Raw genomic sequence first — 16,149 nt, 5'->3', positions numbered from 1 at the left:
GTGCCGACATGAACGCACGAGGTGCGATGGGCAAGTACGGCGAGACGCTCGCCGCCCGCCGGCTGGCCGAGGCCGGGATGATGGTCCTGGAGCGCAACTGGCGCTGCGGCAGGACCGGCGAGATCGACATCGTGGCCCGGGACGGGGACGCCCTGGTCGTCTGCGAGGTCAAGACCCGCAGGGCCGGTTCCTTCGAACACCCGATGGCCGCGGTGACCCCCGAGAAGGCGGAGCGACTGCGGCGGCTCGCCGACCGCTGGATCCAGGCCCACGGGGGAGCCCCGCCGGGCGGCGTCCGTATCGACCTGGTCGGCGTGCTCCTGCCGCAGCGCGGCGCACCCGTCGTCGAGCACGCGCGGGGGGTGGCGTGATGGGCTTCGCGCGTACGTGCTCCGTGGCCCTCGTCGGCGTCGAGGGCGTGGTGGTGGAGGTCCAGGCCGACCTCGAACCGGGCGTGGCCGCGTTCACGCTGGTGGGGCTGCCGGACAAGAGCCTGACCGAGAGCCGGGACCGGGTACGGGCCGCGGTGGTGAACTCGGGTGCGGAGTGGCCGCAGAAGAAGCTGACGGTGGGGCTCAGCCCGGCGTCGGTGCCGAAGAGCGGCAGCGGATTCGACCTCGCGGTCGCCGCGGCCGTGCTCGGAGCCGCCGAGCGCATCGACCCGCGGGTGCTCGCCGACATCGTGATGATCGGCGAGCTGGGCCTGGACGGACGGGTCCGGCCGGTGCGGGGCATCCTGCCGGCCGTGCTGGCCGCGGCGGAGGCCGGGTGCGAGCAGGTGGTCGTGCCGGAATGCGCCGCCGCCGAGGCGTCCCTGGTGCCCGGTGTGTCGGTCCTCGGTGTGCGGAGCCTGCGCCAGCTGATCGCCGTCCTCGCCGACGAACCCGTACCGGAGGAGGAGCCCGACCAGCAGGGCCGGCCCGACCCACTCCTCGCCGGCCTGCGCATGCCCGGCACGGGCGCCGCCACCGGAATGCACGGGGTGGGAGCGGCCCAGCACGACCACGGCCACGACCTCGCCGACGTCGTGGGCCAGGACTCGGCGCGCACCGCGGTGGAGGTCGCCGCGGCCGGCCGCCACCACCTGTTCCTGGAGGGGCCGCCCGGCGCCGGGAAGACCATGCTCGCCGAGCGGCTGCCCGCCATCCTGCCCCGGCTCGACCGGTCCGAGTCGCTGGAGGTCACCGCGGTGCACTCGGTGGCGGGCCTGCTGCCGCCGGGCAAACCCCTGATCGACGCCGCTCCCTACTGCGCCCCGCACCACTCCGCCACCATGCAGGCTCTCGTCGGGGGCGGGCCCGGCATCGCGCGCCCCGGCGCCGTCTCGCTGGCACATCGGGGTGTTCTGTTCCTGGACGAAACACCTGAATTCAGCAGTCACGCGCTGGACGCCCTGCGTCAGCCGCTGGAGGCCGGGCACGTTGTCATCGCGCGCAGCGCGGGCGTGGTGCGGTTCCCCGCGAGGTTCCTGATGGTGCTCGCCGCCAACCCCTGCCCGTGCGGGCGCTTCTCGCGGAAGGAGGACCTGTGCGAGTGCCCGCCCTCGGCGATCCGCCGCTACCAGGCCAGGCTGTCCGGCCCACTGCTCGACCGGGTCGACCTCCGGGTCGAGGTGGACCGGGTCACACGCAGCCAGCTGGCCGGCGACGGCCCCCGGGGTGACGCCACCGCGACGGTCGCCGACCGGGTGCGGGCGGCTCGGGAACGGGCGGCAGTGCGCCTCGCCGGCACACCGTGGCGGTCCAACAGCGAGGTGCCCGGCCGGGAGCTGCGCAGCCGCTGGTACGCCGCGCCCGGTGCGCTGGAGGAGGCGGAACGCAGCCTGGAGCGGGGCGTGCTCACCGCCCGCGGCCTCGACCGGGTCCTGCGGGTCGCCTGGACCGTCGCGGATCTCGTCGGCCACGACCGGCCCGACGCGGCGGATGTCGCCCTGGCCCTGCAACTGCGCACCGGGGTGCCGCGAGGCGTTCCCATGGCCCTGGGAGCGTCGGCGTGACCGGGCGGCGTACCGGGGGCGGCGAGGTAGGCGGCGGTGCTGACGTGCCGAGGGAGGACGGCGACGCCGCGCCGGACGCCGGGGTGGCCGGGCGCGGGGATGTGACCGAGGGGGACGGTGATGGTCCGAGCGGGGGCGGCGGCCCGGGACGGGGCGGGCGGGTGGACGACGAGCTGCTCGGGCGGGTCTTCCTCACCCGGGTCATCGAGCCCGGGGACGAGACAGGCGGGCGGTGGGTGCGGGAGCGTGGTGTCACAGAGGTGGTGCGGCGACTGCGGGAGGGCGGGCGTCCGCTTCCGGGGGTGAGCGGGAAACGGTGGGCCGGGCTGTGCGCCCGGGCCGGCCTGGCCGAGCCGCACAGGGACCTCGCCGTCGCCCGGGCGGCGGGGGCGCGCTTCGTGGCACCCGGAACCGCCGAGTGGCCGGGGCAGCTCGACGACCTGGGGGACGCCCGGCCGCTCGGGCTGTGGGTGCGGGGCCGGCCCAGCCTGCGCATGTGGGCGCTGAGGTCGGTGGCCGTCGTCGGCGCCCGCGCCTGCACCGAGTACGGCGCCCACATGGCGGCCACCCTCGCCGCCGGCCTCGCCGAACGCGGCTGGGTCGTGGTGTCCGGCGGCGCCTACGGGGTCGACGGCGCCGCCCACCGGGGCGCACTCGGCGCGGGCGGCGCCACCGCCGCGGTCCTCGCCTGCGGCGTCGACCGTCCCTACCCGCCCGGGCACGCCCGCCTGATCACCAGGATCGCGGAACAGGGGCTGGTCGTCGGGGAGCTGCCGCCGGGCGATCACCCGACGCCGAGCAGGTTCATCCTGCGCAACCGTGTGATCGCCGCGCTCACCCGCGGCACCGTGGTCGTCGAGGCCGCCTACCGCAGCGGCTCGCTGGTCACGGCACGGGCGGCACAGCGCCTGCGCCGGCACACGATGGGTGTGCCCGGGCCCGCCACCAGCGCGCTGTCCGCGGGGGTGCACGAGCTGCTGCGCGGGGACGCGGTGCTCGTCACCGACGCCGACGAGGTCGTCGAACTGGTCGGCGACATCGGTGAACTGCCCCCGGACCGGCGCGGGCCCGTACTCCCCACCGACCTGCTGGAACCCCGGGCCCGACAGGTGCTGGCCGGACTACCGGCGCGCGGCGCGGCGGAGGCCGCCGAGGTGGCGCGGCGCGCCCAGACCTCGGAGGACGACGCGATCGCGAGACTGTACGAACTTCGAGCACTTGGTTACGTCGAACGACACGGCGACGGCTGGAAGTTGACACGCCAGACGATGATCTCGGTCCGCGGCGGCCGGCGCCCGTGCTGACCCAGCGTGTTCGGCCGTCCGGGGGAACCCCTACGCCCTTGGGATTCCCGGCAGTTGGGGTATTCCAATGATCACGCAGAGCGATCATCGTGCCCCCTGTAGAGCGTTCAGCGGAACGTATCTGCGTAGGGTGCCCGCCTCGCTCTTCGCACACCGCGACAGTCCAGTCACGCTACGCTCACGAGGACCCCCACGCAGAGAGCCGACAGCAGGCGACAACAAGACAGCAGACCGGCGGCCTCATCCAGGCGCATCACGGCAGAACGGCACAAGGCGACGAATGCCCCAGCACACCTCCGGGTCCGACCGGGCGGCGATCCCCCCAGCCGCCCGCGACGGTGGCAGCGTGCGACCGTCCGCCCCCTCGACACTCGACGAGTTGTGGCGGTCGTACAAGGCGACGGGGGACGAGCGGCTGCGGGAACAGCTGATCCTGCACTACTCGCCCCTGGTGAAATACGTGGCGGGCCGGGTCAGCGTGGGACTGCCTCCCAACGTGGAGCAGGCGGACTTCGTCTCCTCGGGCGTGTTCGGACTGATCGACGCGATCGAGAAGTTCGATGTCGACCGGGAGATCAAGTTCGAGACGTACGCGATCACCCGGATCCGGGGCGCCATGATCGACGAGCTGCGGGCGCTGGACTGGATCCCGCGGTCGGTGCGGCAGAAGGCGAGGAACGTCGAGCGCGCGTACGCGACGCTGGAGGCGCGGCTGCGGCGGACCCCGTCGGAGGGCGAGGTGGCCGGCGAGTTGGGGATCGCGGTGGAGGAGCTCCACGCGGTCTTCAGCCAGTTGTCGCTGGCCAACGTGGTGGCGCTGGAGGAGCTGCTGCACGCCGGGGGCGAGGGCGGGGACCGGCTGAGCCTCATGGACACGCTCGAGGACACCGCCGCCGACAACCCGGTGGAGATCGCCGAGGACCGGGAGCTGCGGCGCTTCCTCGCGCGGGCGATCAACACGCTGCCCGAGCGTGAGAAGACCGTGGTCACGCTGTACTACTACGAGGGGCTGACGCTCGCCGAGATCGGGAACGTGCTGGGTGTGACCGAGAGCCGGGTCAGTCAGATCCACACCAAGTCGGTGTTGCAGCTGCGGGCGAAACTGGCGGGATTCGGTCGCTGACCTGGGGTTGTGCCCGGCGTTCGGCCCTCCCGGTGTCCCCGCGGGTGACCCTGTCGGCGGTCGTGCGGCCGGGTGAGTGACTCCCGTACGGGGTGGCGCGTCCGTAAAGTGGTGGGGTGCCAAGGATTCGAGCGGCCTCCGTGGCCGAGCACCGGTCGATGCAGCGTGCCGCCCTGCTGGACGCGGCACGCTCCCTGCTGTCCGACGGCGGAACGGAGGCGCTGACCTTCCCCGCCCTCGCCGAACGGACGGGGCTTGCCCGGTCGTCCGTCTACGAGTACTTCCGGTCGCGAGCGGCGGTCGTCGAGGAGCTGTGCGCCGTCGACTTCCCGGTCTGGGCCGCGGAGGTCGAGGCAGCGATGGAGCGTGAGACGACGCCCGAGGGCAAGGTCGAGGCGTATGTGCGCAAGCAGCTCGACCTCGTCGGGGACCGGCGGCACCGGGCCGTCGTGACCATCTCCGCCGGCGAGCTGGACGCCGGTGCGCGGGAGAAGATCAGGGCGGCCCACGGCGGGCTGATCGCGATGATCGTCGAGGCGCTCGGGGAGATGGGTCACGCACAGCCGCGGCTGGCGGCGATGCTGCTGCAAGGGGTCGTGGACGCGGCCGTGCGGCGGATCGAGCTGGGGGCGGCGGAGGAGCCGACGGCGATCACCGAGGCGGCGGTGTCCATGGCGTTGCGGGGCGTGCGGGGCTGACCGCCCGGCGGCGCTCGACGTCCCGGCGCGTCCCCCGGTGTCTTCGTCCCCGGTCGGCTACGGGCTCGCCGCGCCAGGAGGCGCCGTCGGCGCCCACCCGTGCCGCCCCGGTAGGCCCTCGCGCCCCCGACCGGTCGGGTTCGGGCAAGGGGACTCCGAGGACGGGCAGCAGTCTCGACGGCCCCCCGTTCAGCCACGGTGGGAGCAGGGACAGCGGGTTCAGGTAGACGTCTCCCCGCCGTAGGCCCCAGTGCAGGCAGGCCGTGCAGTGGGAGCCCCTCGGCTCCACCGTGCCGAGCACCTCGCCCGCCGCGACCCGGTCGCCCTTCTTCACCGACACCTCGACCGGCTCGTACGTAGTGCGCAGGGGTGGATCGCCCGTCCCGGTCAGCTCCAGCGAGACGACGCCCCTGGCCGCCACCCGCCCCGCGAACGACACCCTCCCCGCCGCCACCGCCCGTACCGGGGCCCCGGCCGCCGTGGCGAGGTCCACGCCGCGGTGACCCGGCCCGTACGGGGTCGCCGGAGGCTCCCAGCCCCGCAGGACCGGGGGCCGGGTGCCGACCGGCCAGACGCGGGCCACGGCCGGCACCGCCGGGTCCGGGGCCCGCCCGGCGTACGCGGCCGTCTCCGTCACCGCCACCGGCACCGCCTCCGTCACGGTCGGTGTCCGCACCCCTCGCGGTGGCCCCGGGGACAGGACGCTCAGCAGCAGCGCCACCCACATGCACGCACTCACACATCGCCTCGCTCGCATGCCAGAACCGTGCCGCACCAGGGCCGTCGTCGCCCGGGCCTGTGGATCGCGCCCCCGGTTGTGGACAGCCGCGTCACCCGGTACCCCGTGGGTCCCGTACACTTCTGATGGCGATCCGGGTCACCGGGTCGACTTCGCACGCCCCGACACGAGGCCGGTCAAGGCTCGTGTCAGCGCCCCTCGGTCCCTTGTGGCAGGCGCGTCGCGGGCGTCAGGCGCGGGAGCCGTCCGGCTCGCGCGGCACAACCGAGAACACCAAGGAGATACGGCCATGGCCGTCGTCACGATGCGGGAGCTGCTGGAAAGCGGCGTCCACTTCGGTCACCAGACCCGTCGCTGGAACCCGAAGATGAAGCGCTTCATCTTCACCGAGCGCAACGGCATCTACATCATCGACCTGCTCCAGTCGCTGTCGTACATCGACCGCGCCTACGAGTTCGTCAAGGAGACCGTCGCCCACGGCGGCACGGTCATGTTCGTCGGCACGAAGAAGCAGGCGCAGGAGGCCATCGCCGAGCAGGCCACCCGCGTCGGCATGCCCTACGTCAACCAGCGCTGGCTGGGCGGCATGCTCACCAACTTCTCGACCGTCTACAAGCGTCTGCAGCGCCTCAAGGAGCTCGAGCAGATCGACTTCGAGGACGTGGCCGCCTCCGGCCTCACCAAGAAGGAGCTGCTGGTCCTCTCCCGCGAGAAGGCCAAGCTGGAGAAGACCCTCGGCGGTATCCGCGAGATGTCCAAGGTGCCCAGCGCCGTCTGGATCGTGGACACCAAGAAGGAGCACATCGCGGTCGGCGAGGCCCGGAAGCTCAACATCCCGGTCGTCGCCATCCTCGACACCAACTGCGACCCCGACGAGGTCGACTACAAGATCCCGGGCAACGACGACGCGATCCGCTCCGTCACCCTGCTCACCCGCGTGATCGCCGACGCCGTCGCCGAGGGCCTCATCGCCCGCTCCGGCGCCGCTGCCGGTGACAAGGGTGACAAGACCGCCGGCGAGCCGCTCGCCGCGTGGGAGCGTGACCTGCTCGAGGGCGAGAAGGCCGAGAAGAAGGCCGACGCCGAGGCTCCGGCTGCCGAGGCTCCGGCTGCCGAGGCCGCCCCGGCCGCCGAGGCCCCCGCCGCCGAGGCGCCCGCCGCCGAGGCTCCGGCCGCGGACGCCGAGCAGGCCTGACCCCTCACCACCTGCGGGTTCTGGACGGCGGGGGCCCCGAAGCCCCCGCCGTCCGGGCCGTAGATCTTCAGACTTCGAGAGAGATTCCGGAATCATGGCGAACTACACCGCCGCCGACGTCAAGAAGCTTCGTGAGCTCACCGGCGCCGGCATGATGGACTGCAAGAAGGCGCTGGACGAGGCCGAGGGCAACGTCGAGAAGGCCGTCGAGGCGCTCCGTATCAAGGGCCAGAAGGGCGTCGCCAAGCGCGAGGGCCGCTCTGCCGAGAACGGCGCCGTTGTCTCGATCATCGCCGACGACAACACCTCGGGTGTCCTCGTCGAGCTGAAGTGCGAGACGGACTTCGTCGCCAAGGGCGAGAAGTTCCAGAACGTCGCCACGGCCATCGCCGAGCACGTCGCCAAGGCCGCCCCGGCCGACCTCGAGGCGCTGCTCGCCTCCGAGATCGAGCCCGGCAAGACCGTCCAGGCGTTCGTGGACGAGGCCAACGCCAACCTCGGCGAGAAGATCGTCCTGGACCGCTTCGCACAGTTCTCCGGCGGCTTCGTGACCGCGTACATGCACCGCACGATGCCCGACCTGCCCCCGCAGATCGGTGTCCTCGTCGAGCTGGACAAGCCGAACGCCGAGATCGCCAAGGGCGTCGCCCAGCACATCGCCGCCTTCGCGCCGAAGTACCTCTCCAAGGAGGACGTCCCGGCCGAGGTCGTCGAGTCCGAGCGCCGCGTCGCCGAGGAGACCACCCGCGCCGAGGGCAAGCCCGAGGCCGCCCTGCCGAAGATCGTCGAGGGTCGCCTCAACGGCTTCTTCAAGGACGCCACGCTGCTGGGCCAGCCCTACGCCCTGGACAACAAGAAGTCCGTCCAGAAGGTGCTGGACGAGGCCGGTGTCACCCTGAAGCGCTTCTCGCGCATCAAGGTCGGCATCTGAGTCCGTACCGCGACGGACGCGCGACCCCGGTAGGGTCGACAGCAGTCGTCGGCGCCGTACGCGCATGCCGTGGCGCACGCGCGCGCGGCGGCGGACGACAGCAGATCTGACGAGGAGGCCATTGCCGCGTATGGGATGCGAATCACGCCCCCACCGGCAGTGGCCTTCTTCGTGTGTGTGACCACGTAAAAGAGGCGAGATCTCCATGACCACCAAGGCCGAGAAGAGCGACGACGGCAAAGTACGCGGCCGCTTCATGCTGAAGCTGTCCGGAGAGGCCTTCTCCGGGGGTGGGGGCCTGGGCGTCGACCCCGACGTGGTGCACGCCATCGCCCGCGAGATCGCGGCCGTCGTACGCGACGGCGCGCAGATCGCCGTCGTCATCGGCGGCGGCAACTTCTTCCGCGGCGCCGAACTGCAGGTGCGCGGCATGGACCGCGCCCGCTCCGACTACATGGGCATGCTCGGCACCGTGATGAACTGCCTGGCCCTCCAGGACTTCCTGGAGAAGGAGGGCGTCGACTGCCGCGTGCAGACCGCCATCACCATGGGCCAGGTCGCCGAGCCGTACATCCCGCTGCGCGCCGTGCGCCACCTGGAGAAGGGCCGCGTGGTCATCTTCGGCGCCGGTATGGGCATGCCCTACTTCTCCACCGACACCACCGCCGCCCAGCGCGCCCTCGAGATCGACGCCGAGGCGCTGCTCATGGGCAAGAACGGCGTGGACGGGGTCTACGACTCCGACCCGAAGACCAACCCGGACGCCGTGAAGTTCGACGCGCTCGGCTACGGCGAGGTCATCACCCGTGACCTGAAGGTCGCCGACGCCACGGCCGTCACGCTCTGCCGTGACAACAGCCTCCCGATCGTGGTCTTCGAGCTTTTGAAGGAGGGCAATATCGCCCGCGCCGTCAAGGGTGAGAAGATCGGCACGCTTGTGGGTGACCAAGGCAGCCGGGACTGACCGGAACACCACCCCCTGTCCGCGGACGCCACCTGTCCGGGGGACGGACGGGACGGGGCCGGGCCGGGGGATGGACAATGTCCCGCTGGTCGGGAACCGTGCAGGAAGAACGCGACGCAGCCGGCCGCAGCCCGACAGGGAACCGCAGCCGGGCCTACTCAAGACACGCAGGAGCAAGTGGTGATCGAAGAGACCCTCCTCGAGGCCGAGGAGAAGATGGAGAAGGCCGTCGTGGTCGCCAAGGAGGACTTCGCCGCGATCCGCACCGGTCGTGCGCACCCGGCGATGTTCAACAAGATCGTGGCCGACTACTACGGCGCGCTGACGCCGATCAACCAGCTGGCCTCGTTCTCCGTGCCCGAGCCGCGCATGGCCGTGGTGACCCCCTTCGACAAGAGCGCCCTGCGCAACATCGAACAGGCGATCCGCGACTCCGACCTGGGCGTCAACCCCAGCAACGACGGCAACATCATCCGGGTGGTGTTCCCCGAGCTCACCGAGGAGCGCCGTCGCGAGTACATCAAGGTCGCCAAGGCCAAGGGTGAGGACGCCAAGGTCTCCATCCGCTCCGTGCGCCGCAAGGCCAAGGACGCCATCGACAAGCTGATCAAGGACGGCGAGGTCGGCGAGGACGAGGGCCGCCGTGCGGAGAAGGAGCTCGACGACACCACCGCCAAGTACGTGGCCCAGGTCGACGAGCTCCTGAAGCACAAGGAAGCGGAGCTGCTCGAGGTCTGATGAACGACTCTTCCTGGGGAGCGCCGCCACAAGCCGGGTACTGGGGGCCGTCCGACGGGGGACCTGTCCAGGGCGCTGCCCCGGCGGGTCCCGCGTACGATGCGCAGTACGCGCAGCAGACTCGCCCCATGCCCATCGTGCCCGACGTACCCGCACACGGCGGAGACCAGGATGACGACCGGGGGGCCGCTCGGCTGAGCGGCCCCCTGTTCCGAGACGAGCCGTACCGCGACGACACGTATCGCGGCGAGAACCCGTCGGCGCAGCCGTATGCGGCGGTGCCGCAGAATCCGGAGCCCATGCCCGACGCCCCGCAGCCGGCGCAGCCGCAGCCGCAGAAGAAGAGCGCGGGGCGCGACCTGGGTGCCGCGATAGGCGTCGGTGTCGGGCTCGGAGTGGTGATCGTCGCGTCGCTGTTCGTCGTCAAGGCCGTCTTCGTCGGCGTGGTCGCGGTCGCCGTCGTGGTGGGCCTGTGGGAGCTGACCAAGCGGCTGGAGGAGCGCAAGGGCATCAAGGCGCCGCTCGTGCCGCTCGCGGTCGGCGGCGCGGCGATGGTCGTCGCCGGGTACGTGCGGGGCGCCGAGGGGGCCTGGGTCGCCATGGCGCTCACGGCGCTGGCGGTCCTCGTATGGCGGATGTCCCAACCGCCGGAGGGCTATCTCAAGGACGTCACGGCGGGTCTCTTCGCCGCCTTCTACGTGCCGTTCCTGGCCACGTTCGTCGCGATGATGCTGATGGCGGACGACGGGGCGTGGCGCGTCCTGGTCTTCCTGATACTGACGGTCGTCAGCGACACCGGTGCCTATGCCGTCGGCTGGCGCTTCGGCAGGACCAAGCTGGCGCCGCGCATCAGCCCCGGCAAGACCCGCGAGGGCCTGCTGGGAGCGGTGGCGTTCGCGATGGTGGCGGGCGCGCTGTGCATGCAGTTCCTGATCGACGACGGCACCTGGTGGCAGGGCCTGCTGCTCGGCCTCGCGGTCGCCGTCAGCGCCACGCTGGGCGACCTCGGCGAGTCCATGATCAAACGGGACCTCGGCATCAAGGACATGGGCACGCTCCTGCCGGGCCACGGCGGCATCATGGACCGGTTGGACTCGCTGTTGCCCACGGCGCCGGTGGTGTGGTTGTTGCTGGTGATCTTCGTCGGTTCGGGTTGACAGACATCAGGTAGCCTGGAAGGGCCCGTGGCGTGTGGCTGCGGGCCCTTCCGTGTGTCCCCGCCGATGCGGGGGTGATCCAGTGAGGTCTCCTGGCTTCGGCATGGCTCTGCCGTCCTCCCCGCCGCGCGGGGGTGTTGCCACAGGCCCGCCGTCCTGAGGAGTTGTCCGACCGTGGCCCGTCCTGCCCCCGGTGAGCTCACCTTCGCCGCCCCCCGCGGAGCCAAGAAGCCGCCGCGGCACCTTGCCGATCTCACGCCTGCCGAGCGCAAGGAGGCCGTCGCCGCGATCGGCGAGAAGCCGTTCCGTGCGAAGCAGCTCTCGCAGCACTACTTCGCGCGGTACGCGCACGACCCCGAGCAGTGGACCGACATCCCCGCCGGTTCGCGCCAGGGGCTCCAGGAGGCGCTGCTGCCCGAGCTGATGTCGGTCGTGCGGCACCTGTCGACCGACGAGGGGACCACGCGCAAGACGCTGTGGAAGCTGTTCGACGGCACGCTCGTCGAGTCCGTGCTCATGCGCTACCCGGACCGGGTCACCATGTGCATCAGCTCCCAGGCCGGCTGCGGCATGAACTGCCCGTTCTGCGCCACCGGCCAGGCCGGCCTGGACCGGAACCTGTCGACCGCCGAGATCGTGCACCAGATCGTGGACGGGATGCGCGCGCTCAGGGACGGAGAGGTGCCGGGGGGCCCGGCGCGGCTCAGCAACATCGTGTTCATGGGCATGGGCGAGCCCCTCGCCAACTACAACCGCGTCGTGGGGGCCATCCGCCGCCTCACCGACTCCGAGCCGGACGGGCTGGGGCTGTCCCAGCGCGGCATCACCGTCTCCACGGTCGGTCTCGTCCCGGCGATCCACCGTTTCGCCGACGAGGGCTTCAAGTGCCGCCTCGCCGTCTCGCTGCACGCGCCCGACGACGAGCTGCGCGACACCCTCGTCCCGGTCAACACCCGCTGGAAGGTGCGCGAGGTGCTGGACGCCGGGTTCGAGTACGCGGCGAAGTCCGGGCGCCGGCTGTCGATCGAGTACGCGCTGATCCGGGACATCAACGACCAGGCGTGGCGCGGTGACCGGCTCGGGCGGCTGCTCAAGGGCAGGCCCGTGCACGTCAACCTCATCCCGCTCAACCCCACGCCCGGCTCGAAGTGGACCGCGTCGCGGCCCGAGGACGAGAAGGCGTTCGTCGAGGCCATCGCGGCCCACGGTGTGCCGGTGACGATCCGGGACACCCGTGGCCAGGAGATCGACGGGGCGTGCGGTCAGCTCGCCGCGAGCGAGAGGTAACCTGACCGGCGTCAGTACATCTTCAAACGCCAGTACATCTTCATATTCCGACAGGGGAGCGCCACAGCGCTGAGAGTGCGGCACCGGCCGCAGACCCTCCGAACCTGGCCCAGGTCATTCTGGGTAGGGAGATCGGTCACCACTCGAGCTGTTGCGCCCTGCCCGGGATCCTCGTCAGGGGTTCCCGGGCAGGGCCGCGTCTTCTCCTGGTCACCCAGGAGGAATTCAGTGAGCATCACCAAGAAGGCCACCGTCCTGGTCGTAGGCCTCGGCATGGTCGGCGGCCTGGCCGCGTGCGGGTCGTCGTCCGACGGCGACGGCAAGGGCTCCGGCGACGCCAAGACCGTCACCCTGGTCAGCCACGACTCGTGGGCGGCGTCGAAGGACGTCATCGCCGCGTTCGAGAAGAGCTCCGGCTACAAGGTCAAGGTCCTCGAGGACGGCGACGCCGGACAGGCCGTCAACAAGGCCGTCCTCACCAAGGACAACCCCCAGGGCGACGTCTTCTTCGGCGTCGACAACACGCTGCTGTCGCGGGCGCTGGACAACGGGGTGTTCCAGCCGTACGAGGCGAAGGGCCTGGACCGGGTCGACGCGCGGTACCGCGTCGACGGGGACAAGCACCGGGTCACGCCCGTCGACTACGGCGACATCTGCGTCAACTACGACAAGGCGTACTTCAGCGAGCACAAGCTGACGCCGCCGGACTCCTTCGACGACCTCACCAAGCCCGCGTACGAGAACCTGCTCGTCACCGAGAACGCCGCCACCTCCTCGCCCGGCCTCGGCTTCCTGCTGGGCACCGCCGCCGAGTACGGGAACGACGGCTGGCAGGACTACTGGAAGAAGCTCAAGGACAACGGCGTCAAGGTCGTCGACGGCTGGGAGCAGGCGTACAACGAGGAGTTCTCCGGCTCCGCGGGCGGCAAGAAGGCGAAGGGCGACCGTCCGCTCGTCGTCTCCTACGCCTCTTCCCCGCCCGTCGAGGTGATCTACGCCGACCCGAAGCCGGACACCGCGCCCACGGGCGTGGCGACCGGGACCTGCTTCCGGCAGATCGAGTTCGCCGGGCTGCTGAGTAACGCGAAGAACCCCGAGGGCGGCAAGGCACTGATCGACTTCCTGATCGGCAAGCAGTTCCAGGAGGACATGCCGCTGAACATGTTCGTCCACCCGGTGGCCGGGGACGCGAAGCTGCCCGCCGACTTCACCGCGCACGCGCCCGAGGTGAAGGACCCCCGGACGATGGACCCGGACGAGATCGCCGACAACCGTGACCAGTGGGTCGAGTCGTGGACCTCACTCGTACTGAAGTAGCCAAGGGCGCGGCGGCCGAGGCCGCCACCGGCCGGCGACGCGGGAGCGCGGCGCGGCTCGCCCTGATGGCCGTGCCCGTCGCGTTCTTCGCGGTGTTCTTCGCCTACCCCGTCGCCGCGATCGTCGCACGCGGACTGAAGATCGACGGAGCCTGGCAGTTCGGGCGGATCGGGGAGGTGCTCGCGCAGTCCGGCGTGCGGCACGTGCTGTGGTTCACCACCTGGCAGGCGCTGGCGTCCACCGCGCTGACGCTGCTGATCGCACTGCCCGGCGCGTACGTCTTCGCCCGCTTCGACTTCCCCGGCAAACAGGTCCTGCGGGCGGTGGTGACCGTGCCGTTCGTGCTGCCGACGGTCGTCGTCGGTACGGCGTTCCTGGCCCTGGTGGGGCGCGGCGGGCTGCTCGACGAGCTGTGGGGCGTGCGCCTGGACACCACGGTGTGGGCGATCCTCCTCGCGCACGTCTTCTTCAACTACGCCGTCGTCGTCCGCACCGTCGGCGGCCTGTGGTCGCAGCTCGACCCGCGGCAGGAGGAGGCCGCGCGGATGCTCGGCGCCTCACGGCTGAAGGCCTGGCGGCAGGTCACCCTGCCCGCGCTCGCCCCCGCCGTCGCCGCCGCCGGGCTCATGGTCTTCCTGTTCACCTTCACCTCCTTCGGCGTGGTCCAGATCCTCGGCGGGCCCACCTTCTCCACCCTGGAGGTGGAGATCTACCGGCAGACCTCCCAGATCTTCGACCTGTCCACGGCCGCCGTGCTCACGCTGATCCAGTTCGTGGCGGTCGCCGCCATCCTCGCCGTGCACGCCTGGACCGTACGGCGGCGGGAGACGGCCCTGCGGCTGGTGGACGCGGCCACGACCGCGCGCCGACCGCGCGGGAGTGGGCAGTGGGCGCTGCTCGCCGGGGTTCTGGCCACCGTCGCCGTGCTGCTGGTCCTGCCGCTCGCCGTGCTGGTGGAGCGGTCGCTGGGCGCACCCGGCTTCGGCTACTACCGGGCGCTGACCCGCGAGGACGGCGGCGCCTTCCTCGTGCCGCCGATCGAGGCGATCGGCAACTCCCTCCAGTACGCCGTCGCCGCCACCGTCATCGCCGTGGTGATCGGCGCGCTGGCCGCCACCGCGCTCACCCGGCGGGACGCGGGCCGCTTCGTCCGCGGCTTCGACGCGCTGCTGATGCTGCCGCTCGGGGTGTCCGCCGTGACCGTCGGTTTCGGGTTCCTGATCGCGCTGGACGAGCCTCCGCTGGACCTCCGGGCGTCGTGGATCCTCGTGCCGCTCGCGCAGGCACTGGTCGGCGTCCCCTTCGTCGTACGGACCATGCTGCCGGTGCTGCGGGCGGTGGACGGACGGCTGCGGGAGGCGGCGGCGGTGCTCGGGGCGTCGCCGTGGCGGGTGTGGCGCGAGGTGGATCTGCCGATGGTGCGGCGGGCGCTGCTGGTCGCGGCCGGATTCGCCTTCGCGGTGTCGCTCGGGGAGTTCGGGGCGACCGTGTTCATCGCGCGGCCCGACAATCCGACGCTGCCGGTCGCGGTGGCGCGGTTGCTGGGGCGGCCCGGGGACATGAACTACGGCCAGGCGATGGCCCTTTCGACGATTCTGATGCTGGTGTGCGCCGTGGCTCTGGTGGTACTGGAGCGGCTGCGGACCGACCGGAGCGGGGAGTTCTAGATGCCGTCGAGCCTGCTGAGCCTCGAAGGCGCGACCGTCCGCTTCGGCGGGCGGGCCGTGCTCGACGCCGTCGACCTGGAGGTCGCCGAGCACGAGGTGGTGTGCGTGCTCGGGCCCAGCGGCAGCGGCAAGTCGACGCTGCTGAGGGCGGTCGCCGGGCTCCAGCCGCTGGACGCCGGACGGGTGACGCTCGACGGGCGCGACCAGTCCGGGGTGCCCGCGCACAGGCGCGAGGTCGGGCTGATGTTCCAGGACCACCAGCTGTTCCCGCAGCGGGACGTGGCCGGGAACGTCGCCTTCGGACCGCGGATGCACGGTGCCTCCCGCGCCGAGCAGCAGGACCGGGTCGCCGAGTTGCTGGAGCTGGTCGGGCTGCCGGGCGCCGCCCGCCGGTCCGTCGCCGCGCTCTCCGGCGGTGAGCAGCAGCGGGTGGCACTGGCCCGCGCCCTCGCGCCCCGGCCCCGGCTGCTGATGCTGGACGAGCCGCTCGGCCAGCTGGACCGCTCACTGCGGGAGCGCCTCGTGGTGGAACTGCGGGAGCTGTTCGGCCGGTTGGGCACCACCGTGCTCGCCGTGACGCACGACCAGGGCGAGGCCTTCGCGCTGGCCGACCGGGTCGTGGTGATGCGGGACGGGCGGATCGCCCAGTCGGGGACGCCGCTCGAGGTGTGGCAGCGCCCGGCCGACGCGTTCGTGGCCCGCTTCCTCGGCTTCGACAACGTGGTCGGCGCGACCGTCGCGGGACCGGCCGCGGACACCCCCTGGGGCAAGGTGCCGGTCCCCGAGGACGCCCCGCAGGGAACGCACACCCTGCTGGTCCGGCCCGCCGGGGTCCGCCTGGTGCCCGCCGACGCGGGCCTGCGCTGCACGGTGACCGCCCGCACCTTCCGCGGCACCCACGTCGCCGTCCACCTCCAGCCCGGGGACGCGCCGCGGCTGGAGGCGGCGTGCGCGCTGCGGGCGGCGCCGGAGGTGGGGGAGACGGTCGGGGTGGAGTTCGACGCGGCGGAAATCGTCGTGCTCGGGTGATCGT

Annotated in this window: 14 protein-coding genes, 1 pseudogene and 1 riboswitch; of the genes and pseudogenes, 14 read left to right on the top strand and 1 reads right to left on the bottom strand. The window is 71.9% G+C overall.

Annotated features, from left to right (window positions below; translation table 11 throughout):
* The first annotated feature begins 8 nt into the window (after window positions 1-8).
* The 5 genes from ACIGO6_RS30795 to ACIGO6_RS30775 all read left to right on the top strand — a co-directional run bounded on the left by ACIGO6_RS30795 (window position 9) and on the right by ACIGO6_RS30775 (window position 5,121).
* A complete protein-coding gene (locus tag ACIGO6_RS30795) occupies window positions 9-371 on the top strand; it encodes a YraN family protein (RefSeq protein ID WP_399882093.1) in 363 nt (120 codons plus the stop codon).
* Window positions 371-1,996, top strand: coding sequence for a YifB family Mg chelatase-like AAA ATPase (locus ACIGO6_RS30790; protein ID WP_399882091.1), 1,626 nt, complete (start codon window positions 371-373; stop codon window positions 1,994-1,996). The genes ACIGO6_RS30795 and ACIGO6_RS30790 overlap by 1 nt, the downstream gene beginning before the upstream one ends.
* A 161-nt stretch (window positions 1,997-2,157) precedes the next feature.
* Window positions 2,158-3,300, top strand: coding sequence for a DNA-processing protein DprA (gene dprA / locus ACIGO6_RS30785; protein ID WP_399882207.1), 1,143 nt, complete (start codon window positions 2,158-2,160; stop codon window positions 3,298-3,300).
* 280 nt (window positions 3,301-3,580) lie between these two features.
* The gene (whiG, locus tag ACIGO6_RS30780; protein ID WP_399882089.1) at window positions 3,581-4,423 is read left to right on the top strand and encodes an RNA polymerase sigma factor WhiG; all 843 of its coding nucleotides are present in this window, start codon (window positions 3,581-3,583) and stop codon (window positions 4,421-4,423) included.
* A gap of 140 nt (window positions 4,424-4,563) precedes the next feature.
* Complete coding sequence (locus tag ACIGO6_RS30775; RefSeq protein WP_399882205.1) at window positions 4,564-5,121, top strand: TetR/AcrR family transcriptional regulator; 558 nt, start codon at window positions 4,564-4,566, stop codon at window positions 5,119-5,121.
* A 142-nt stretch (window positions 5,122-5,263) separates the two neighbouring features.
* Here the strand turns inward: ACIGO6_RS30775 and ACIGO6_RS30770 are convergent.
* Window positions 5,264-5,848, bottom strand: a pseudogene (locus tag ACIGO6_RS30770) (murein hydrolase activator EnvC family protein); the annotation flags it as partial.
* Between the two features lie 301 nt (window positions 5,849-6,149).
* Between ACIGO6_RS30770 and rpsB the strand changes: the two are divergent.
* From rpsB to ACIGO6_RS30725, 9 genes are all read left to right on the top strand, one after another.
* Entirely contained in the window at window positions 6,150-7,055 is a 906-nt protein-coding gene (gene rpsB, locus ACIGO6_RS30765) for a 30S ribosomal protein S2 (RefSeq protein WP_399882087.1), read from the top strand.
* A 94-nt stretch (window positions 7,056-7,149) separates the two neighbouring features.
* Window positions 7,150-7,986, top strand: a complete 837-nt coding sequence (gene tsf / locus ACIGO6_RS30760; RefSeq protein WP_311571093.1) for a translation elongation factor Ts — start codon at window positions 7,150-7,152, stop codon at window positions 7,984-7,986.
* Between the two features lie 205 nt (window positions 7,987-8,191).
* Entirely contained in the window at window positions 8,192-8,950 is a 759-nt protein-coding gene (pyrH, locus tag ACIGO6_RS30755) for a UMP kinase (protein ID WP_031039590.1), read from the top strand.
* 180 nt (window positions 8,951-9,130) lie between these two features.
* On the top strand, window positions 9,131-9,688 hold the full coding sequence (gene frr, locus ACIGO6_RS30750; protein ID WP_029394086.1) for a ribosome recycling factor: 558 nt from the start codon (window positions 9,131-9,133) through the stop codon (window positions 9,686-9,688).
* Entirely contained in the window at window positions 9,688-10,845 is a 1,158-nt protein-coding gene (locus ACIGO6_RS30745; RefSeq protein WP_399882084.1) for a phosphatidate cytidylyltransferase, read from the top strand. Before frr ends, ACIGO6_RS30745 begins: the two co-directional genes overlap by 1 nt.
* Window positions 10,846-11,019: 174 nt before the next feature.
* Window positions 11,020-12,132 (top strand): 23S rRNA (adenine(2503)-C(2))-methyltransferase RlmN, encoded by a 1,113-nt coding sequence (gene rlmN / locus ACIGO6_RS30740; RefSeq protein ID WP_399882082.1) that lies wholly within the window; start codon window positions 11,020-11,022, stop codon window positions 12,130-12,132.
* A gap of 42 nt (window positions 12,133-12,174) precedes the next feature.
* A riboswitch (TPP riboswitch) is annotated at window positions 12,175-12,280 on the top strand.
* An 80-nt stretch (window positions 12,281-12,360) separates the two neighbouring features.
* A complete protein-coding gene (locus ACIGO6_RS30735; protein ID WP_399882080.1) occupies window positions 12,361-13,449 on the top strand; it encodes a thiamine ABC transporter substrate binding subunit in 1,089 nt (362 codons plus the stop codon).
* Window positions 13,425-15,116, top strand: coding sequence for an ABC transporter permease (locus tag ACIGO6_RS30730; protein ID WP_399882078.1), 1,692 nt, complete (start codon window positions 13,425-13,427; stop codon window positions 15,114-15,116). The genes ACIGO6_RS30735 and ACIGO6_RS30730 overlap by 25 nt, the downstream gene beginning before the upstream one ends.
* On the top strand, window positions 15,117-16,145 hold the full coding sequence (locus tag ACIGO6_RS30725; protein WP_399882076.1) for an ABC transporter ATP-binding protein: 1,029 nt from the start codon (window positions 15,117-15,119) through the stop codon (window positions 16,143-16,145).
* Window positions 16,146-16,149: the final 4 nt, after the last annotated feature.

The organism is Streptomyces sp. NPDC053750, assembly GCF_044544295.1.
GTDB lineage: Bacteria > Actinomycetota > Actinomycetes > Streptomycetales > Streptomycetaceae > Streptomyces.
This window is presented reverse-complemented; position numbering and strand designations above follow the sequence as displayed.